The organism is Alkalicoccobacillus gibsonii, assembly GCF_016798245.1.
GTDB lineage: Bacteria > Bacillota > Bacilli > Bacillales > Bacillaceae_D > Alkalicoccobacillus > Alkalicoccobacillus gibsonii.
The window spans coordinates 20,912-38,137 of record NZ_JAEUZA010000008.1; the positions used below are offsets into that span (position 1 = coordinate 20,912).

The 17,226-nt window shown below is 43.2% G+C and carries 15 protein-coding genes; all 15 read left to right on the forward strand.

Translation table 11 applies throughout. The annotated features are described in order from the left end of the window. Positions 1-211: 211 nt before the first annotated feature. The 15 genes from rpoB to rpsC all read left to right on the forward strand — a co-directional run bounded on the left by rpoB (position 212) and on the right by rpsC (position 17,226). On the forward strand, positions 212-3,751 hold the full coding sequence (gene rpoB / locus JNO66_RS19500) for a DNA-directed RNA polymerase subunit beta (protein ID WP_203090878.1): 3,540 nt from the start codon (positions 212-214) through the stop codon (positions 3,749-3,751). Positions 3,752-3,873: 122 nt separating this feature from the next. Continuing rightward, complete coding sequence (gene rpoC, locus JNO66_RS19505; RefSeq protein ID WP_203090879.1) at positions 3,874-7,497, forward strand: DNA-directed RNA polymerase subunit beta'; 3,624 nt, start codon at positions 3,874-3,876, stop codon at positions 7,495-7,497. Between the two features lie 88 nt (positions 7,498-7,585). Continuing rightward, positions 7,586-7,834: a 50S ribosomal protein L7ae-like protein gene (locus tag JNO66_RS19510; protein WP_203090880.1), complete on the forward strand. Its 249-nt coding sequence runs from the start codon at positions 7,586-7,588 to the stop codon at positions 7,832-7,834. 108 nt (positions 7,835-7,942) lie between these two features. Beyond that, positions 7,943-8,362, forward strand: a complete 420-nt coding sequence (gene rpsL, locus JNO66_RS19515; protein ID WP_203090881.1) for a 30S ribosomal protein S12 — start codon at positions 7,943-7,945, stop codon at positions 8,360-8,362. Between the two features lie 38 nt (positions 8,363-8,400). Continuing rightward, positions 8,401-8,871 (forward strand): 30S ribosomal protein S7, encoded by a 471-nt coding sequence (gene rpsG / locus JNO66_RS19520; RefSeq protein WP_203090882.1) that lies wholly within the window; start codon positions 8,401-8,403, stop codon positions 8,869-8,871. A gap of 106 nt (positions 8,872-8,977) precedes the next feature. After that, positions 8,978-11,056 (forward strand): elongation factor G, encoded by a 2,079-nt coding sequence (gene fusA, locus JNO66_RS19525; protein ID WP_203090883.1) that lies wholly within the window; start codon positions 8,978-8,980, stop codon positions 11,054-11,056. A 125-nt stretch (positions 11,057-11,181) separates the two neighbouring features. After that, positions 11,182-12,372, forward strand: a complete 1,191-nt coding sequence (gene tuf, locus JNO66_RS19530) for an elongation factor Tu (RefSeq protein WP_203090884.1) — start codon at positions 11,182-11,184, stop codon at positions 12,370-12,372. Between the two features lie 658 nt (positions 12,373-13,030). Next, positions 13,031-13,339 (forward strand): 30S ribosomal protein S10, encoded by a 309-nt coding sequence (gene rpsJ / locus JNO66_RS19535; RefSeq protein ID WP_203090885.1) that lies wholly within the window; start codon positions 13,031-13,033, stop codon positions 13,337-13,339. An 86-nt stretch (positions 13,340-13,425) separates the two neighbouring features. Continuing rightward, positions 13,426-14,055, forward strand: coding sequence for a 50S ribosomal protein L3 (gene rplC, locus JNO66_RS19540; protein WP_203090886.1), 630 nt, complete (start codon positions 13,426-13,428; stop codon positions 14,053-14,055). Positions 14,056-14,084: 29 nt separating this feature from the next. After that, a complete protein-coding gene (rplD, locus tag JNO66_RS19545) occupies positions 14,085-14,708 on the forward strand; it encodes a 50S ribosomal protein L4 (RefSeq protein ID WP_203090887.1) in 624 nt (207 codons plus the stop codon). After that, a complete protein-coding gene (gene rplW, locus JNO66_RS19550; RefSeq protein ID WP_203090888.1) occupies positions 14,708-14,995 on the forward strand; it encodes a 50S ribosomal protein L23 in 288 nt (95 codons plus the stop codon). The genes rplD and rplW overlap by 1 nt, the downstream gene beginning before the upstream one ends. 27 nt (positions 14,996-15,022) lie before the next feature. Beyond that, a complete protein-coding gene (gene rplB, locus JNO66_RS19555; RefSeq protein WP_203090889.1) occupies positions 15,023-15,853 on the forward strand; it encodes a 50S ribosomal protein L2 in 831 nt (276 codons plus the stop codon). Positions 15,854-15,916: 63 nt separating this feature from the next. Next, a complete protein-coding gene (gene rpsS / locus JNO66_RS19560; protein ID WP_203090890.1) occupies positions 15,917-16,195 on the forward strand; it encodes a 30S ribosomal protein S19 in 279 nt (92 codons plus the stop codon). 26 nt (positions 16,196-16,221) lie between these two features. Then, complete coding sequence (rplV, locus tag JNO66_RS19565) at positions 16,222-16,563, forward strand: 50S ribosomal protein L22 (protein WP_143850519.1); 342 nt, start codon at positions 16,222-16,224, stop codon at positions 16,561-16,563. 3 nt (positions 16,564-16,566) lie between these two features. Beyond that, on the forward strand, positions 16,567-17,226 hold the full coding sequence (rpsC, locus tag JNO66_RS19570) for a 30S ribosomal protein S3 (RefSeq protein WP_203090891.1): 660 nt from the start codon (positions 16,567-16,569) through the stop codon (positions 17,224-17,226).

The window sequence follows — 17,226 nt, forward strand, 5'->3', positions numbered from 1 at the left end:
CTATTTTTCTAGCTGAAGCATGTAAAAGAACGATTTTACAAGGAATACAGCTAGATAAATTTGGTTATACTGCTATAATCAGTTTGTTCTGAATGTAGTAGGGTTGTAAAGTGAGGTCAGTTTTTTTGAACAATGGTCATTTAATTCTCTGTTATCAGAGATTGAATAGCCTTTTTAGATACTATAACGCGAGATTTAAGGGGTGAATCAGTTGGCAGGACAACTAATTCAGTATGGACGTCACCGCCAGCGTAGAAGCTACGCGAGAATCAATGAGGTATTGGAACTTCCTAACTTGATTGAGATTCAAACAGCTTCCTACCAATGGTTTCTTGATGTAGGTTTACGTGAGATGTTCCAGGACATTTCACCGATCCAAGATTTCACAGGGAATTTGGTTTTGGAATTTATCGATTACAGCCTGGGAGAACCTAAGTATCCAGTAGAAGAGTCTAAGGAACGTGATGTAACGTTTGCGGCTCCACTACGGGTGAAGGTTCGTTTGATTAACAAAGAAACAGGTGAAGTCAAAGAGCAGGAAGTATTCATGGGTGACTTCCCTCTTATGACAGATACAGGTACGTTTGTCATTAATGGAGCAGAGCGAGTCATTGTTTCGCAACTGGTTCGTTCCCCAAGCGTATATTACAGTCAAAAAACCGACAAAAACGGAAAAAAAGGGTTTACTGCCACTGTCATTCCTAACCGTGGAGCGTGGCTTGAGCTTGAAACGGACGCGAAGGATATTGTTTACGTTCGGATAGACCGCACAAGAAAAATACCAGTGACGGTTCTTTTGCGTGCACTTGGTTTTGGTTCTGATCAAGAAATGATCGATTTACTCGGAGAAAACGAGTATCTTCGTAACTCTCTTGAAAAAGATAACACAGATAGTACTGAAAAAGCATTGCTTGAAATCTATGAGCGCCTACGCCCAGGTGAGCCGCCGACGGTAGAAAATGCGAAGAGTCTACTTGATTCTCGTTTCTTTGATCCGAAGCGCTATGACCTAGCGAATGTTGGACGCTACAAGATGAACAAGAAGCTTCATATAAAAAATCGTCTCTTTAACCAACGCCTTGCTGAGACGCTAGTAGACCCTGAAACAGGTGAAATTCTAGCAGAAGAAGGTACGGTTCTTGACCGTCGTACGCTTGACCGCATTATTCCTTACATCGAGAACAACGTTGGATTCAAGAAAGTCTATGTAGCTGGCGGAGTGATTGAAGATGAGGAAATTACAATTCAATCTGTGAAAATTTATGCACCAAGCGATCGTGAAGGAGAGCAAGTCATTGATGTAATCGGAAACGGTATGGTTGAGCGCGATGTAAAACATATCGCACCATCAGATATCATTTCTGCAATCAGCTACTTCTTTAACTTATTACACGGTGTTGGCGATACAGATGATATCGATCACCTTGGTAACCGTCGCTTACGTTCAGTAGGGGAGTTACTACAAAACCAATTCCGTATTGGTTTGTCCCGTATGGAGCGTGTGGTACGTGAGAGAATGTCAATCCAAGATCCGAATATGATTACGCCTCAGGCACTAATCAATATTCGTCCAGTGATTGCGTCTATTAAAGAGTTCTTTGGTAGTTCACAGTTATCTCAGTTCATGGACCAAACGAACCCATTAGCTGAGCTTACACATAAACGTCGTCTATCAGCACTAGGACCAGGTGGTTTAACGAGGGAGCGAGCTGGATTTGAAGTTCGTGACGTTCACTACTCTCACTACGGTCGTATGTGTCCGATTGAAACGCCAGAGGGACCAAACATCGGTCTAATTAACTCATTATCTTCGTATGCGAAGGTTAATGAATTTGGCTTCATGGAAACTCCGTATCGTCGAGTGGATCCTGAAACAGGAAAAGTAACGGCGCAGATCGATTACTTAACTGCGGATGAAGAGGATAACTACGTTGTCGCACAGGCGAATGCGAAGCTTACTGAAGATGGCTCATTTGTAGATGATAATATTATTGCTCGTTTCAAAGGAGAAAATACGGCTGTTCCTCGTGAACAGTTAGATTACATGGATGTATCTCCGAAGCAGGTTGTTTCTGCTGCGACATCTTGTATTCCTTTCTTAGAGAACGATGACTCCAACCGTGCCCTAATGGGAGCGAACATGCAACGTCAGGCAGTGCCTTTACTTGTACCTGAGTCACCAATCGTTGGTACAGGAATGGAGCATGTGTCTGCAAGAGACTCTGGAGCTGCAGTGGTTTCTAAATATCGCGGTGAAGTTGAGCGCGTAACTGCAAAAGAAATCTGGGTTCGTCGTATTGAAGAAGTAGACGGCCAAGATGTAAAAGGCGACCTTGATAAATACCGTCTTCAAAAGTTTATCCGTTCAAACCAAGGAACAAGCTACAACCAACGCCCAATCGTTTCTGAGGGTGATATCGTTGATAAGCGTGAAATCTTAGCCGATGGTCCATCTATGGAAAAAGGTGAGATGGCGCTTGGACGTAACGTAATGGTTGGGTTCATGACTTGGGAAGGTTACAACTATGAGGATGCGATTATCCTAAGTGAACGTCTTGTAAAAGATGATGTGTATACATCTATTCATATTGAAGAATATGAATCAGATGCTCGTGATACAAAGCTTGGACCAGAAGAGATTACGCGTGACATTCCGAACGTAGGGGAAGATGCACTACGTAACCTGGATGAGCGTGGAATCATTCGCACTGGTGCAGAAGTAAAAGACGGAGACATCTTAGTTGGTAAAGTTACACCTAAGGGAGTAACAGAACTGACTGCTGAAGAACGTCTATTACATGCGATCTTCGGTGAGAAGGCACGTGAAGTTCGTGATACTTCATTACGCGCACCTCATGGAGGAGACGGAATTGTTCTTGACGTTAAGATCTTCAATCGTGAAGATGGAGACGAATTACCACCTGGTGTGAATCAGCTTGTACGTGTGTACATTGTACAAAAACGTAAGATTCATGAAGGGGATAAAATGGCCGGTCGTCACGGTAACAAAGGGGTTATCTCGCGTATCCTTCCTGAGGAAGATATGCCTTACCTTCCTGATGGCACGCCAATCGACATCATGTTAAACCCACTAGGGGTACCATCTCGAATGAACATCGGACAAGTGCTTGAGCTGCATCTTGGTATGGCTGCTCGTAAGCTTGGTATTCACGTTGCCTCTCCTGTATTCGATGGAGCGCGTGAGGAAGATGTATGGGGTACTCTTGAAGAAGCGGGAATGGCTCGTGATGGTAAGACTGTCCTTTATGACGGCCGTACTGGGGAACCATTTGATAACCGTATCTCTGTAGGGATTATGTACATGATCAAACTTGCTCACATGGTTGATGATAAGCTACATGCTCGTTCAACTGGACCTTACTCACTTGTTACACAGCAACCACTAGGTGGTAAAGCACAATTTGGTGGACAGCGTTTTGGTGAGATGGAGGTTTGGGCACTTGAGGCATATGGTGCTGCTTATACACTTCAGGAAATCCTGACTGTGAAATCAGATGACGTAGTTGGTCGTGTGAAAACATACGAAGCGATTGTAAAAGGTGAGAACGTACCTGAACCAGGTGTTCCTGAATCCTTTAAAGTTCTTATCAAAGAGCTTCAGTCACTTGGTATGGATGTAAAAATGCTCTCAAGTAACGAAGAAGAAATCGAAATGAGAGAGCTTGATGATGAAGAAGAACAAGGGAACGATAAGTTGAATTTGAACTTCGAGCCAAGCGCTAAGGCGTAACGAATATAAGAAGCAACCGGGGGACGGGTAACCACTCTCCCTGTTGCTTTCATTTTCTGCATTGTCAGGATTAATAGATAGACATTCGTACAGATACGGAAATCAAAAGGGAGGTTGACCCCTTGCTAGATGTAAATAACTTCGAGTATATGAAAATAGGCCTTGCATCACCAAACAAGATCCGTTCTTGGTCTAGAGGTGAAGTGAAGAAGCCGGAAACCATTAACTACCGTACATTAAAACCAGAGAAAGATGGTTTGTTCTGTGAGCGTATTTTTGGTCCAACAAAAGACTGGGAATGTCATTGTGGGAAGTATAAGCGTGTTCGCTATAAAGGCGTTGTCTGTGACCGTTGTGGCGTTGAAGTAACACGTGCTAAGGTACGTCGTGAGCGTATGGGTCACATTGAGCTTGCTGCACCTGTTTCACACATTTGGTACTTTAAAGGAATTCCGAGTCGTATGGGACTTGTTCTTGATATGTCTCCACGTTCGTTAGAAGAAGTCATTTACTTCGCATCTTATGTGGTTACAGATCCAGGTGATACGCCTCTTGAAAAGAAACAGCTTCTTTCTGAGAAAGAATATAGAGCGTATTACGATAAATACGGTCGTGGTTTCACTGCACAAATGGGAGCAGAAGCGATTCGTAAGCTACTAGCTGATATTGACCTTCAAAAAGAAGTAGACCTTCTTAAAGAAGAGCTATTAACAGCACAAGGTCAGCGTCGTACACGTGCGATCAAGCGTTTAGAGGTTCTTGAAGCGTTCCGTCACTCAGGTAACGAGCCTTCTTGGATGGTTCTTGACGTGCTACCGGTTATTCCACCAGAGCTTCGTCCAATGGTACAGCTAGATGGTGGCCGTTTTGCTACATCTGACTTAAATGACTTATACCGTCGTGTAATTAACCGTAATAACCGCTTGAAGCGTCTACTTGACCTTGGAGCACCAAACATCATCGTTCAAAACGAAAAACGTATGCTTCAGGAAGCTGTTGATGCGTTGATCGATAACGGCCGTCGCGGAAGACCTGTTACGGGTCCTGGTAACCGTCCGTTAAAATCACTTTCTCACATGCTTAAAGGGAAGCAAGGTCGTTTCCGTCAGAACTTACTAGGTAAACGTGTTGACTACTCTGGTCGTTCGGTTATCGTAGTAGGACCTCACTTGAAAATGTATCAGTGTGGACTTCCTAAGGAAATGGCACTTGAGCTATTTAAGCCGTTTGTTATGAAAGAGCTTGTTAGTAAAGGTCTTGCACATAACATTAAGAGTGCAAAACGTAAGGTAGAACGTGTTCAGCCGGAAGTATGGGATGTGCTTGAAGAAGTAATTCGTGAGCATCCAGTCCTACTTAACCGTGCACCAACACTTCACCGCCTTGGAATTCAAGCGTTTGAACCGATTCTAGTAGAAGGTCGTGCAATTAAGCTTCACCCACTTGTATGTACAGCATATAACGCTGACTTTGATGGTGACCAAATGGCTGTTCACGTTCCTTTATCTGCAGAAGCACAAGCAGAAGCACGTCTACTTATGCTTGCGGCTCAAAACATCTTGAACCCGAAAGATGGTAAGCCAGTTGTTACGCCGTCACAGGATATGGTACTAGGTAACTACTATCTAACTCTTGAGCGCGCGGACGCAAAAGGTCAAGGCTCTACATTTAAAGATACGAACGAAGCCATCACTGCTTATCAGAATGGATACGTTCATCTTCATACACGTGTAGCTGTGCCAGTTTCTTCTCTAGGGAAGTCAAACTTCACAGAAGAGCAACAAAGCATGCTGATGTTAACTACAGTAGGTAAGCTAATCTTTAACGAAATTCTTCCGGAGTCATTCCCGTATATGAATGAGCCGACAGATTACAACCTAGCCGTAGCAACACCAGCTAAATATATCGTACCAAGCACAACTGATGTGAAAAAAGAACTTGCTGAGCGTGAAGTTATTCTTCCGTTTAAGAAAGGGTTCCTTGGAAACATCATTGCTGAGGTATTCAAGAAATTCAAGATTACAGAAACGTCTAAAATGCTTGACCGCATGAAGGATCTTGGATTTAAGTATTCTACTAAAGCGGGTATCACAGTAGGGGTAGCGGATATCGTTGTACTTGCTGAGAAGAAAGTCATCCTAGCTGAGGCAGAAGAAAAGGTTGAACGCATTCTTAAGCAATTCCGTCGTGGTTTAATCACAGAGGAAGAGCGTTATGATCGTGTTATCTCCATCTGGAGTGAAGCGAAGGATGTAATCCAGAACAAACTAATGGGTACACTTGATCGAAGCAACCCAATCTTCATGATGAGTGACTCAGGAGCGCGTGGTAACGCCTCTAACTTTACGCAGCTTGCGGGTATGCGTGGACTAATGGCGAATCCATCTGGACGTATCATTGAGCTTCCAATCAAATCAAGTTTCCGTGAAGGTCTTACGGTACTTGAGTACTTCATCTCTACACACGGAGCGCGTAAAGGTCTTGCGGATACAGCCCTTAAAACAGCTGACTCAGGTTACCTTACTCGTCGTCTAGTTGACGTAGCGCAGGATGTTATTGTTCGTGAAGATGATTGTGGTACAGATCGCGGTCTAGAAGTTGCGGCAATTAAAGAAGGAAACGAAGTCATTGAAGGTCTATATGATCGTCTAGTTGGTCGTGTGGCATTCAAAACGGTTCGTCATCCAGAATCAAATGAAGTTCTTATCGGTAAAAACGAGCTAATCGGTGAAGATACAGCGAAAGCTATCTTAGATGCTGGTGTTGAAGCTGTAACGATCCGTTCCGTATTTACGTGTAACACGCGCCATGGTGTGTGTAAGAAGTGTTACGGCCGTAACCTGGCAACAGGAAGCGACGTTGAAGTGGGAGAAGCAGTTGGTATCATCGCTGCCCAATCAATCGGTGAGCCAGGAACACAGCTTACAATGCGTACATTCCACACAGGTGGGGTAGCAGGAGACGATATTACCCAAGGTCTTCCACGTATCCAGGAGCTATTTGAAGCACGTAATCCGAAAGGTCAAGCGGTTATCTCTGAAGTAGATGGTGAAATCATCGACTTTAAAGATGGAGATAAGCGTGAGATTACAGTGAAGAGTGAGCTTGAAACAAAAGCATATGCAATCCCTTATGGAGCTCGTATCAGAGTATCTGTAGGAGATCATGTAGTAGCTGGTGAAAGCATCACTGAAGGTTCTGTAGATCCTAAGGAGCTTCTGAAGGTCAAAGGTATGAACGGAGTACAGGAGTATCTTCTTAAAGAAGTTCAGAAGGTATACCGTATGCAAGGGGTAGAAATCGGAGACAAACACGTTGAAGTAATGGTTCGCCAGATGCTTCGTAAGATCCGTGTGACAGACTCTGGTGATACAAAAGTCCTTCCAGGTGCTCTAATTGAAATTCAGAAGTTTAACGATGAGAACAGAAATGTTCTAATTAATGGTGAAAACCCGGCAACTGGCCGTCCGGTTCTACTTGGTATTACCAAAGCTTCACTTGAGACCGATTCATTCTTATCTGCTGCATCATTCCAAGAAACAACTCGTGTTCTTACGGATGCTGCAATCAAAGGTAAGCGAGATGAGCTACTTGGTCTTAAAGAGAATGTTATCATTGGTAAGCTGATTCCAGCAGGAACAGGTATGCAACGTTACCGTAACTTAAGCATTCATTCTGAGCATACGCAGCAGTCTCAGCAAGAGCAGGCAGAAGCAATGCTTGAGGAAATGATTTCACAAGACTAAAAAAATGCTATAGGTGGTTGACACGCATATACACGGGTGTTAAGATATCAAAGTGTGCCTGAAGACCTGTTGCTTTGGAGGATATCGTATGTCTTATGAAAAAGTAGAACAGGGTTCAAACCCATTTGTTGGTATAAAACAGACACTTAAAGCGCTAGACAATGATCTTGTTAGTGAACTGGTGATTGCCAGTGATGCTGACACTCGCATTGTCACTCAGGCTGAGCAACTTGCTCAGACAAAGCGCATTCCGATTGTATATGTCGATTCAATGAAGAAGCTTGGAAAAGCTTGTGGAATTGATGTCGGCGCAGCCACTGTAGCGTTAAGGAAGTAATATAATGTTTTTGCCGATCGGTGACTTCCGTTTGGCAAAAACATTACTTTTGCCTAAACATGAACCACCAGGATCAGTGGTCTTATTTTAGAGGGAAGGGGGATCATCATGCCTACTATTAATCAGTTAATCCGTAAAGGCCGTGAAGCAAAAGGGAAGAAGTCAGATTCTCCAGCGCTTAACAAAGGATTCAACAGCTTCAAAAAGTCCCAAACAGACGTATCTTCACCACAAAAACGTGGTGTTTGCACACGTGTGGGTACTATGACTCCGAAGAAGCCGAACTCGGCGCTTCGTAAGTATGCGCGTGTTCGTTTAACGAATGGAATTGAAGTTACAGCTTACATTCCTGGTATCGGACACAACCTACAAGAGCACAGTGTAGTACTTATTCGTGGCGGACGTGTGAAAGACTTACCAGGGGTACGTTATCACATCGTTCGTGGCGCACTTGATACAGCTGGTGTACAAAACCGTATGCAAGGACGCTCGAAGTATGGTACGAAAAAGCCTAAAGAAAAGAAATAATATCTTAACTTATTGATTATTTGAAAGGAGGGGAGACTATGCCTCGTAAAGGTCCAGTCCCACGTCGTGACGTATTGCCAGATCCGATCTACAATTCTAAACTTGTTACTCGTCTAATCAACCGTATTATGATTGACGGAAAGAGAGGAATTGCTCAAACCATTCTTTATAATGCGTTTGAAACAGTGAAGGAGCGCAGCGGTAACGATCCTATGGAAGTTTTCGACCAAGCTCTTAAGAACATCATGCCAGTTCTTGAAGTTAAAGCCCGCCGTGTTGGTGGTACAAACTATCAAGTGCCGATTGAAGTAAAACCAGAGCGTCGTACAACTTTAGGATTACGCTGGTTGGTAAACTATGCACGTCTACGCGGAGAGAAAACCATGGAAGAGCGTCTTGCGAATGAAATTCTTGATGCTGCTAACAACACTGGTGCTTCTGTTAAGAAACGCGAAGACACGCACAAGATGGCTGAAGCAAACAAAGCGTTTGCTCACTATCGCTGGTAAGATTAAAACTACTAATAAGGTGTTTCAAAAAGCAGGATTAAAGAGCGTAGCGATTTAACCTGACTTTTTGTACATCATCTAACCGTTGAGGAAGGAGAAATACACTATGGCAAGAGAGTTCTCCTTAAAAGATACGCGTAATATCGGAATCATGGCTCATATTGATGCCGGTAAAACAACTGCAACTGAGCGTATCCTGTTTTACACAGGGCGTGTTCATAAAATCGGTGAGACTCACGAAGGTGCTTCTCAAATGGACTGGATGGCGCAAGAGCAAGAGCGTGGTATTACAATCACGTCTGCTGCGACAACAGCTCAATGGAAAGGCCATCGTATTAACATCATCGATACACCAGGACACGTAGACTTCACAGTTGAGGTTGAACGTTCACTTCGCGTATTGGATGGGGCTGTAGCGGTACTAGATGCACAATCAGGTGTTGAACCGCAAACAGAAACTGTATGGCGTCAAGCAACTACTTATGGTGTTCCTCGTGTAGTATTCGTCAATAAGATGGATAAAACCGGTGCAGATTTCATGTACTCTGTTGGAACGCTTCGTGATCGTTTGCAAGCAAACGCTCACCCAATTCAATTACCAATCGGTGCAGAAGATGATTTCACTGGAATCATTGACCTAATCGAAATGGAAGCTCACATCTACAAAGATGACCTTGGTAAGGAGTGGGAAACAACTGAAATTCCTGCTGAGTATAAAGAACAAGCAGAGAAACTTCATGAGTCATTAATCGAAGCAGTAGCTGAGCTTGATGAAGAATTAACTATGAAGTATCTTGAAGGTGAAGAGATTACTAAGGACGAGCTTAAAGCTGCAATCCGTAAAGGAACTTGTAACGTTGAATTCTATCCTGTAATCTGTGGTTCGGCATTTAAGAACAAAGGTGTTCAGCTTATGCTTGATGCTGTTCTTGCTTACCTACCATCACCACTTGATGTTCGCGCGATCACTGGTCACATTCCTGATTCTGAAGAAGAAGTTACTCGTGAGCCAGGCGATGATCAACCGTTCTCTGCACTTGCTTTCAAAGTAATGACGGATCCTTATGTTGGTAAACTAACATTCTTCCGTGTTTACTCTGGTACGCTTGATTCTGGTTCTTATGTTAAGAACTCTACAAAAGACAAGCGTGAGCGTGTAGGACGTATCCTACAAATGCACGCAAACTCACGTGAGGAAATCTCTACGGTTTACTCTGGTGATATTGCTGCTGCTGTAGGTCTTAAAGATACGACTACTGGTGATACACTATGTGATGAGAAGAACCTTGTTATTTTAGAATCAATGGACTTCCCAGAACCAGTTATTCACCTTTCTGTTGAGCCTAAGTCTAAAGCTGACCAAGATAAGATGGGTATGGCATTAGCTAAGCTTGCAGAAGAAGATCCAACATTCAAAACGCACACTGACGAAGAAACGGGTCAAACAATCATCGGTGGTATGGGTGAGCTTCACCTTGATATCATTGTTGACCGTATGAAACGTGAATTCAAAGTAGAAGCGAATGTTGGTGCACCTCAAGTTTCATATCGTGAAACGATTCGCCAATCTGCTCAGGTTGAAGGTAAGTTCGTTCGTCAATCTGGTGGACGTGGACAGTTCGGTCACGTATGGGTTGAGTTCTCTCCTAACGAAGAGGGCGCAGGCTTTGAATTTGAGAATGGAATTGTTGGTGGGGTTGTTCCTCGTGAATACGTACCAGCGGTTCAAGCAGGTATTGAAGAAGCACTTGATAACGGTATGATTGCTGGCTTCCCTGTAATCGACATTAAAGCTCGTCTTTTTGATGGTTCTTACCATGATGTCGATTCCAACGAAATGGCCTTTAAGATTGCTGCATCAATGGCTCTGAAAAATGCCAAAACCAAGTGTAACCCGGTTCTTCTTGAGCCACTTATGAAGGTAGAGATTGTTGTACCTGAAGAGTACATGGGTGACATTATGGGTGATGTTACAGCTCGTCGTGGACGTGTTGAAGGAATGGAAGCACGCGGTAACGCACAAACCGTTAAAGCGTTTGTACCTCTTGCAGAAATGTTCGGGTATGCAACATCTCTTCGTTCACGCACACAAGGACGCGGTACGTACTCTATGTTCTTTGATCATTATGAAGAAGTACCGAAGAGTGTCGCAGCTGAAATTATCAAGAAACAAACTGGAGAGTAATCGTTCGCGATTGTTTCCGAAAGATTTTTGTTGTAAGCTAAGGATGATGTACAACCCTTACCGGGCGAACCATCTTTCTTGTTAAAAAATAAATGAATTGTTCAATTAAAGGGAGGAAATGAATCATGGGTAAAGAAAAATTCGATCGTTCCAAAACACATGCCAATATTGGTACTATTGGACACGTTGACCATGGTAAAACGACATTAACTGCTGCAATTACAACTGTACTTGCTAAGCGTTCTGGTAAAGGTCAAGCAATGGCGTATGACGCTATTGATGGAGCTCCAGAAGAGCGCGAGCGTGGAATCACAATTTCTACAGCTCACGTTGAATACGAAACTGACAGCCGTCACTACGCACACGTAGATTGCCCAGGACACGCTGACTATGTTAAAAACATGATCACTGGTGCTGCACAAATGGACGGAGGAATCCTAGTAGTATCTGCTGCTGACGGTCCAATGCCACAAACTCGTGAGCACATCCTTCTTTCTCGTAACGTAGGTGTACCTGCACTTGTTGTATTCTTAAACAAATGTGACATGGTAGACGACGAAGAGCTTCTTGAGCTTGTAGAAATGGAAGTACGTGATCTTCTTTCTGAGTATGACTTCCCTGGTGATGACGTTCCAGTTATCCAAGGTTCTGCACTTAAAGCCCTTCAAGGTGACGCAGACTACGAAGAAAAAATCATCGAGCTTATGAACGCAGTAGATGAGTACATTCCTACTCCTCCACGTGACACTGATAAGCCATTCATGATGCCTGTTGAGGACGTATTCTCTATCACTGGTCGTGGTACTGTTGCTACTGGTCGTGTAGAGCGTGGTCAACTTAACGTTGGTGACGAAGTAGAAATCATCGGTATTGCTGAAGAAGCTAAGAAAACAACTGTAACTGGTGTTGAGATGTTCCGTAAGCTTCTTGACTATGCTGAAGCTGGTGACAACATTGGAGCACTACTACGTGGTGTATCTCGTGATGATATCCAACGTGGTCAAGTACTTGCTAAGCCAGGTACAATCACTCCACACACAAACTTCACTTCTGAAGTTTATGTACTTTCTAAAGATGAGGGTGGACGTCACACTCCATTCTTCACAAACTACCGTCCTCAGTTCTACTTCCGTACAACTGACGTAACGGGTGTTGTACACCTTCCAGAAGGTGTTGAAATGGTAATGCCTGGTGATAACACAGAAATGACTGTTGAGCTTATCTCTCCAATCGCGATCGAAGAAGGAACTCGTTTCTCAATTCGTGAAGGTGGACGTACAGTTGGATCTGGTGTTGTAGCTTCTATCCAGAAGTAATTTCACTAAAGAATAAAAGCATCCCTCTAAGGGGTGCTTTTTCTTTTCTCTAAAATACGTTTGGAAAGAATCTAGTTCGACCATCATTACAGTAGAAGAAACGCGAATTTACATCTAAACGAATCTCTACTATAATACGTAGGATCTGATAAAACGAGGTTATATAAGAACGATAGGTTTGCACGATATGATTTTCTAATCCAAATTAAATACGAACGCACTTACAAAGCGGACGGGAAGGGGAGGCCGACTCCTAAGGGAGCAAAGGGCAGGGATGAAATAGAACTGGCAAAGCCAGGACTAGTTCATCGCCCTCCCTAGGAAAGCGTGCCCCCCTTCCCGGTAGCGATTGCCTGAACCGCATACTCCTATCACTCATTCTTTATCCTTTATCATGCAGATTCAGAAAAACCCTGCTCTATCAACAAAATTCTTTTTAAAAAGCCTTGCAATTACAGGTCTTAGTCTTTATAATAGTAGAAGTGTGCCCAAACTATATTTATCTTGTTCGGATGAAGAAGAGAAGAAAGTGTAAGTGCATTGACATCGATGATGCGGAAGGTTGCTGATACACCCGGCCCCATTGCCATGGCAGAGTGTATGAAATTTTCGCGGAGTATGTCTGTTTATAAAAATGGACGAAAAAGGAGGGGCTATAATGGCAAAGCAAAAGATTCGTATTCGTTTAAAAGCTTATGATCACCGTGTTTTGGACCAATCAGCAGAGAAAATCGTAGAAACGGCTAAACGTTCGGGTGCAAGTGTATCAGGACCGATTCCGCTTCCAACTGAGAGATCAGTGTACACGGTTCTTCGTGCTGTGCATAAGTACAAAGATTCTCGTGAGCAATTCGAGATGCGTACACATAAGCGTTTAATTGATATCGTTGATCCAACACCACAAACTGTGGATGCGTTAATGCGTTTAGACTTACCGTCAGGCGTAGACATCGAAATCAAACTATAATAGTTAACTTGCTTTCAAGCGGCTTGGCCGCTCTCGATAAAATGGCAAACCAATAAAATGATTTATTAATATAGGAGGTGTAACGGATGACCAAAGGAATCTTAGGTAGAAAAATCGGTATGACTCAGGTATTTGCTGAGAATGGCGAAGTCATCCCAGTAACAGTAATTGAAGCTGAACCAAACGTGGTTCTGCAAAAGAAAACAGTTGAATCTGATGGTTACGAAGCAATTCAACTTGGATTTGCTGACCAAAAGAAAAACAACACTACAAAACCGTCTGAAGCGCATGCAGCAAAAGCTCAAACGACTCCTAAGCGCTACATCAAGGAAATCCGTAACGTTACTCTAGATGACTATGAAGTCGGACAAGAGCTTAGCGTAACAACTTTTGCAGAAGGCGATGTAGTAGACGTAACTGGAACATCTAAAGGGAAAGGTTTCCAAGGTGCAATTAAGCGCCATAACCAATCTCGCGGACCGATGTCCCATGGTTCACGTTACCACCGTCGTCCTGGTTCAATGGGTCCTGTTGCTCCAAACCGTGTATTCAAAGGAAAACTTCTTCCTGGACGTATGGGTGGAGAAACAATTACGATTCAGAACTTGGAAATCGTAAAAGTAGACGCTGAACGTAATCTTTTACTAGTAAAAGGAAATGTTCCTGGAGCAAGAAAAGGTTATGTAGCAATTCAGTCCGGAGTTAAAGCTAACTAATCGATTTATAGAAGAAAGGAGGCCACATCATGCCGAAAGTTACAGTATTTAATCAAACTGGTTCAGAAGTTGGCGATATCGAGCTTGCTGATTCCGTTTTTGGAATTGAACCAAATGAGAGTGTGTTACACGACGCAGTAGTTATGCAACAAGCATCTCTACGTCAAGGAACTCACAAAACAAAAGGACGTTCCGAAGTTCGCGGAGGCGGTCGTAAACCATGGCGTCAAAAGGGTACAGGACGTGCTCGTCAAGGTTCTATCCGTTCACCACAATGGGTTGGCGGTGGAGTTGTTTTCGGACCTACACCACGCAGCTACAGCTTCAAACTTCCTAAGAAGGTTCGTCGCTTAGCGATCAAATCTGCTTTATCAAGCAAAGTTCAAGCTTCTGATGTTGTTGTACTTGAAGATCTTAAATTTGACGCAATCAAAACAAAAGACATGGCAGCTGTCCTGTCTGGACTTTCAATTGCGAAAAAAGCTCTTGTTGTTGTTTCTGACTACAACGAGAACGTAGAACTTTCAAGCCGCAATCTTCAAAATGTAACAGTCTTAACTGCTGACGCTGTTAACGTACTTGATGTGCTTAAGCACGACAAGCTAGTTCTAACAAAAGCGGCTGTTGAAAAGGTAGAGGAGGTGCTTGCATAATGTCAAACGCTCGTGATATCTTAAAGCGCCCTATCATTACTGAACGTTCAACTGATTTGATGGAAGAAAAGAAATACACTTTTGAAGTTGATGTTCGTGCGAACAAAACTCAAATCAAATCAGCTGTAGAGGAAATCTTCGAAGTTAAGGTTTCTAACGTAAATACAATTAACTCCAAAGGGAAGTCAAAACGTTTCGGACGTTACACTGGCTACACGGCTCGCCGTAAAAAAGCTATTGTTACATTAACGCCTGAAAGTAAAGAACTAGACTTCTTTGAAGGGTAACATTAACAAAGAAGGAGGGAATTAAAGATGGCTATTAAAAAGTATAAACCAACCAGTGCCGGTCGTCGTGGAATGTCAGTTTCTGATTTCGCTGAACTAACGACGGATAAGCCGGAAAAGTCGTTACTAGCTCCTTTACACAAAAAAGGCGGCCGTAACAACCAAGGTAAATTGACTGTACGTCATCAAGGTGGCGGACACAAACGTCAATACCGTATCATCGATTTCAAACGTAACAAAGATGGAATTCCAGGACGCGTTGCTACGATCGAATATGATCCAAACCGTTCTGCTAACATTGCGCTTCTTCACTATGCAGATGGTGAAAAACGCTACATCTTAGCTCCAAAAGGCCTTAAGGTCGGAACTGTTGTTGAATCAGGTGCTGAAGCGGATATCAAAGTAGGTAACACACTACCTCTTAGCAATATTCCAGTAGGTACTATCATTCACAACATCGAGCTTCGTCCTGGTAAAGGTGGTCAGCTTGTTCGTTCTGCTGGTGCAGAAGCTCAACTTCTTGGTAAAGAGGGTCAATATGTACTTGTTCGTCTGAACTCAGGTGAAACTCGTTACATCCTATCTACTTGCCGTGCTACGATCGGTCAAGTTGGTAACCTTGAGCATGAACTTGTGAACATCGGTAAAGCCGGTCGTTCTAGATGGTTAGGTAAACGTCCTACGGTTCGTGGATCTGTAATGAACCCGAACGATCACCCACACGGTGGTGGTGAAGGTAGATCTCCAATCGGACGTAAATCTCCAATGTCTCCATGGGGTAAACCAACTCTTGGATACAAAACTCGTAAGAAGAACAACCCATCTGACAAGTACATTGTACGTCGTCGCAAAAAATAACGCGATATGGCTTCGGTTCTCAAACCAGGGAGCCGGTTGCCAATCACGGAAGGAGGAAATCTCATGAGCCGTAGTTTAAAAAAGGGACCTTTTGTTGATGATCACTTGATGAAAAAAGTTGAAGCTCTTAATGAGACTAACGATAAGAAAGTAATCAAGACATGGTCTCGCCGTTCAACGATCTTTCCTGATTTCGTCGGTCACACATTTGCAATTTATGATGGTCGTAAGCACGTACCGGTATACGTATCCGAGGATATGGTAGGACACAAGCTTGGCGAATTCGCACCAAGCCGTACTTACAAAGGTCACGCTGCTGACGATAGAAAAACTAGACGTTAAGGATTGAAGAGAGGAGGTTTAAGACCATGCAAGCTAAAGCTGTAGCAAAACAAATTCGTATTGCTCCTCGTAAAGTGCGTTTGGTTATAGACTTGATTCGTGGCAAAGATGTTGGAGAAGCAGTGGCTATTTTACGTCATACTCCAAAAGCTGCCTCGCCGGTAGTAGAAAAGCTATTGAATTCAGCTATTGCTAATGCAGAACACAATTACGAGATGGAGCCTAATAATCTTGTTATTAGTGAAGCCTTTGTTGATGAAGGTGTAACTCTTAAACGTTTCCGCCCACGTGCGATGGGACGTGCAAGCAAAATTAACAAACGTAGTAGCCATATTACGATTGTTGTAACTGAGAAGAAGGAGGGATAACGCATGGGTCAAAAAATTAATCCGATAGGTCTTCGGGTTGGTGTTATTCGTGACTGGGAGTCTAAATGGTACGCAGATAAAGACTATGCAAACCTACTTCACGAAGATATTAAAATCCGTGACTATATCGAAACTCGTTTAAAAGAAGCATCCGTTTCTAAAGTAGAAATCGAGCGTGCTGCTAATCGTGTGAACATCACAATCTCTACTGCAAAGCCAGGAATGGTAATCGGTAAAGGTGGATCAGAGGTTGAAGCTCTTCGTAAAGCGCTAAACGACCTAACTGGTAAAAGAGTTCACATTAACATCTTTGAAATCAAGCAAGCTGATCTTGATGCTAAGCTTGTTGCTGAAAATATTGCTCGTCAACTTGAGAACCGTATCTCTTTCCGTCGTGCAATGAAACAATCAATCCAACGTACTATGCGTTCTGGAGCAAAAGGAATTAAAACGCAAGTATCTGGCCGTCTTGGTGGAGCAGATATCGCGCGTGCTGAGCATTACAACGAAGGAACAGTTCCACTTCATACTCTTCGTGCTGACATCGACTACGGTACAGCTGAAGCAGATACTACTTATGGTAAAATCGGTGTGAAAATCTGGATTTACCGTGGTGAAGTCCTTCCAACGAAAGGAACTAAAAAAGAGGAAGGAGGCAACTAA

Excerpts from the sequence above, each read along its gene's own strand:
- JNO66_RS19510 (WP_203090880.1), top strand. The coding sequence starts at position 7,586 with ATGTCTTATGAAAAAGTAGAACAGGGTTCAAACCCATTTGTTGGTATA.
- rplB (WP_203090889.1), top strand. The coding sequence starts at position 15,023 with ATGGCTATTAAAAAGTATAAACCAACCAGTGCCGGTCGTCGTGGAATG.
- rpsS (WP_203090890.1), top strand. The coding sequence starts at position 15,917 with ATGAGCCGTAGTTTAAAAAAGGGACCTTTTGTTGATGATCACTTGATG.
- rplV (WP_143850519.1), top strand. The coding sequence starts at position 16,222 with ATGCAAGCTAAAGCTGTAGCAAAACAAATTCGTATTGCTCCTCGTAAA.
- rplW (WP_203090888.1), top strand. The coding sequence starts at position 14,708 with ATGTCAAACGCTCGTGATATCTTAAAGCGCCCTATCATTACTGAACGT.
- tuf (WP_203090884.1), top strand. The coding sequence starts at position 11,182 with ATGGGTAAAGAAAAATTCGATCGTTCCAAAACACATGCCAATATTGGT.
- rpsJ (WP_203090885.1), top strand. The coding sequence starts at position 13,031 with ATGGCAAAGCAAAAGATTCGTATTCGTTTAAAAGCTTATGATCACCGT.
- rpsC (WP_203090891.1), top strand. The coding sequence starts at position 16,567 with ATGGGTCAAAAAATTAATCCGATAGGTCTTCGGGTTGGTGTTATTCGT.
- rplD (WP_203090887.1), top strand. The coding sequence starts at position 14,085 with ATGCCGAAAGTTACAGTATTTAATCAAACTGGTTCAGAAGTTGGCGAT.
- rplC (WP_203090886.1), top strand. The coding sequence starts at position 13,426 with ATGACCAAAGGAATCTTAGGTAGAAAAATCGGTATGACTCAGGTATTT.
- rpsL (WP_203090881.1), top strand. The coding sequence starts at position 7,943 with ATGCCTACTATTAATCAGTTAATCCGTAAAGGCCGTGAAGCAAAAGGG.
- fusA (WP_203090883.1), top strand. The coding sequence starts at position 8,978 with ATGGCAAGAGAGTTCTCCTTAAAAGATACGCGTAATATCGGAATCATG.
- rpsG (WP_203090882.1), top strand. The coding sequence starts at position 8,401 with ATGCCTCGTAAAGGTCCAGTCCCACGTCGTGACGTATTGCCAGATCCG.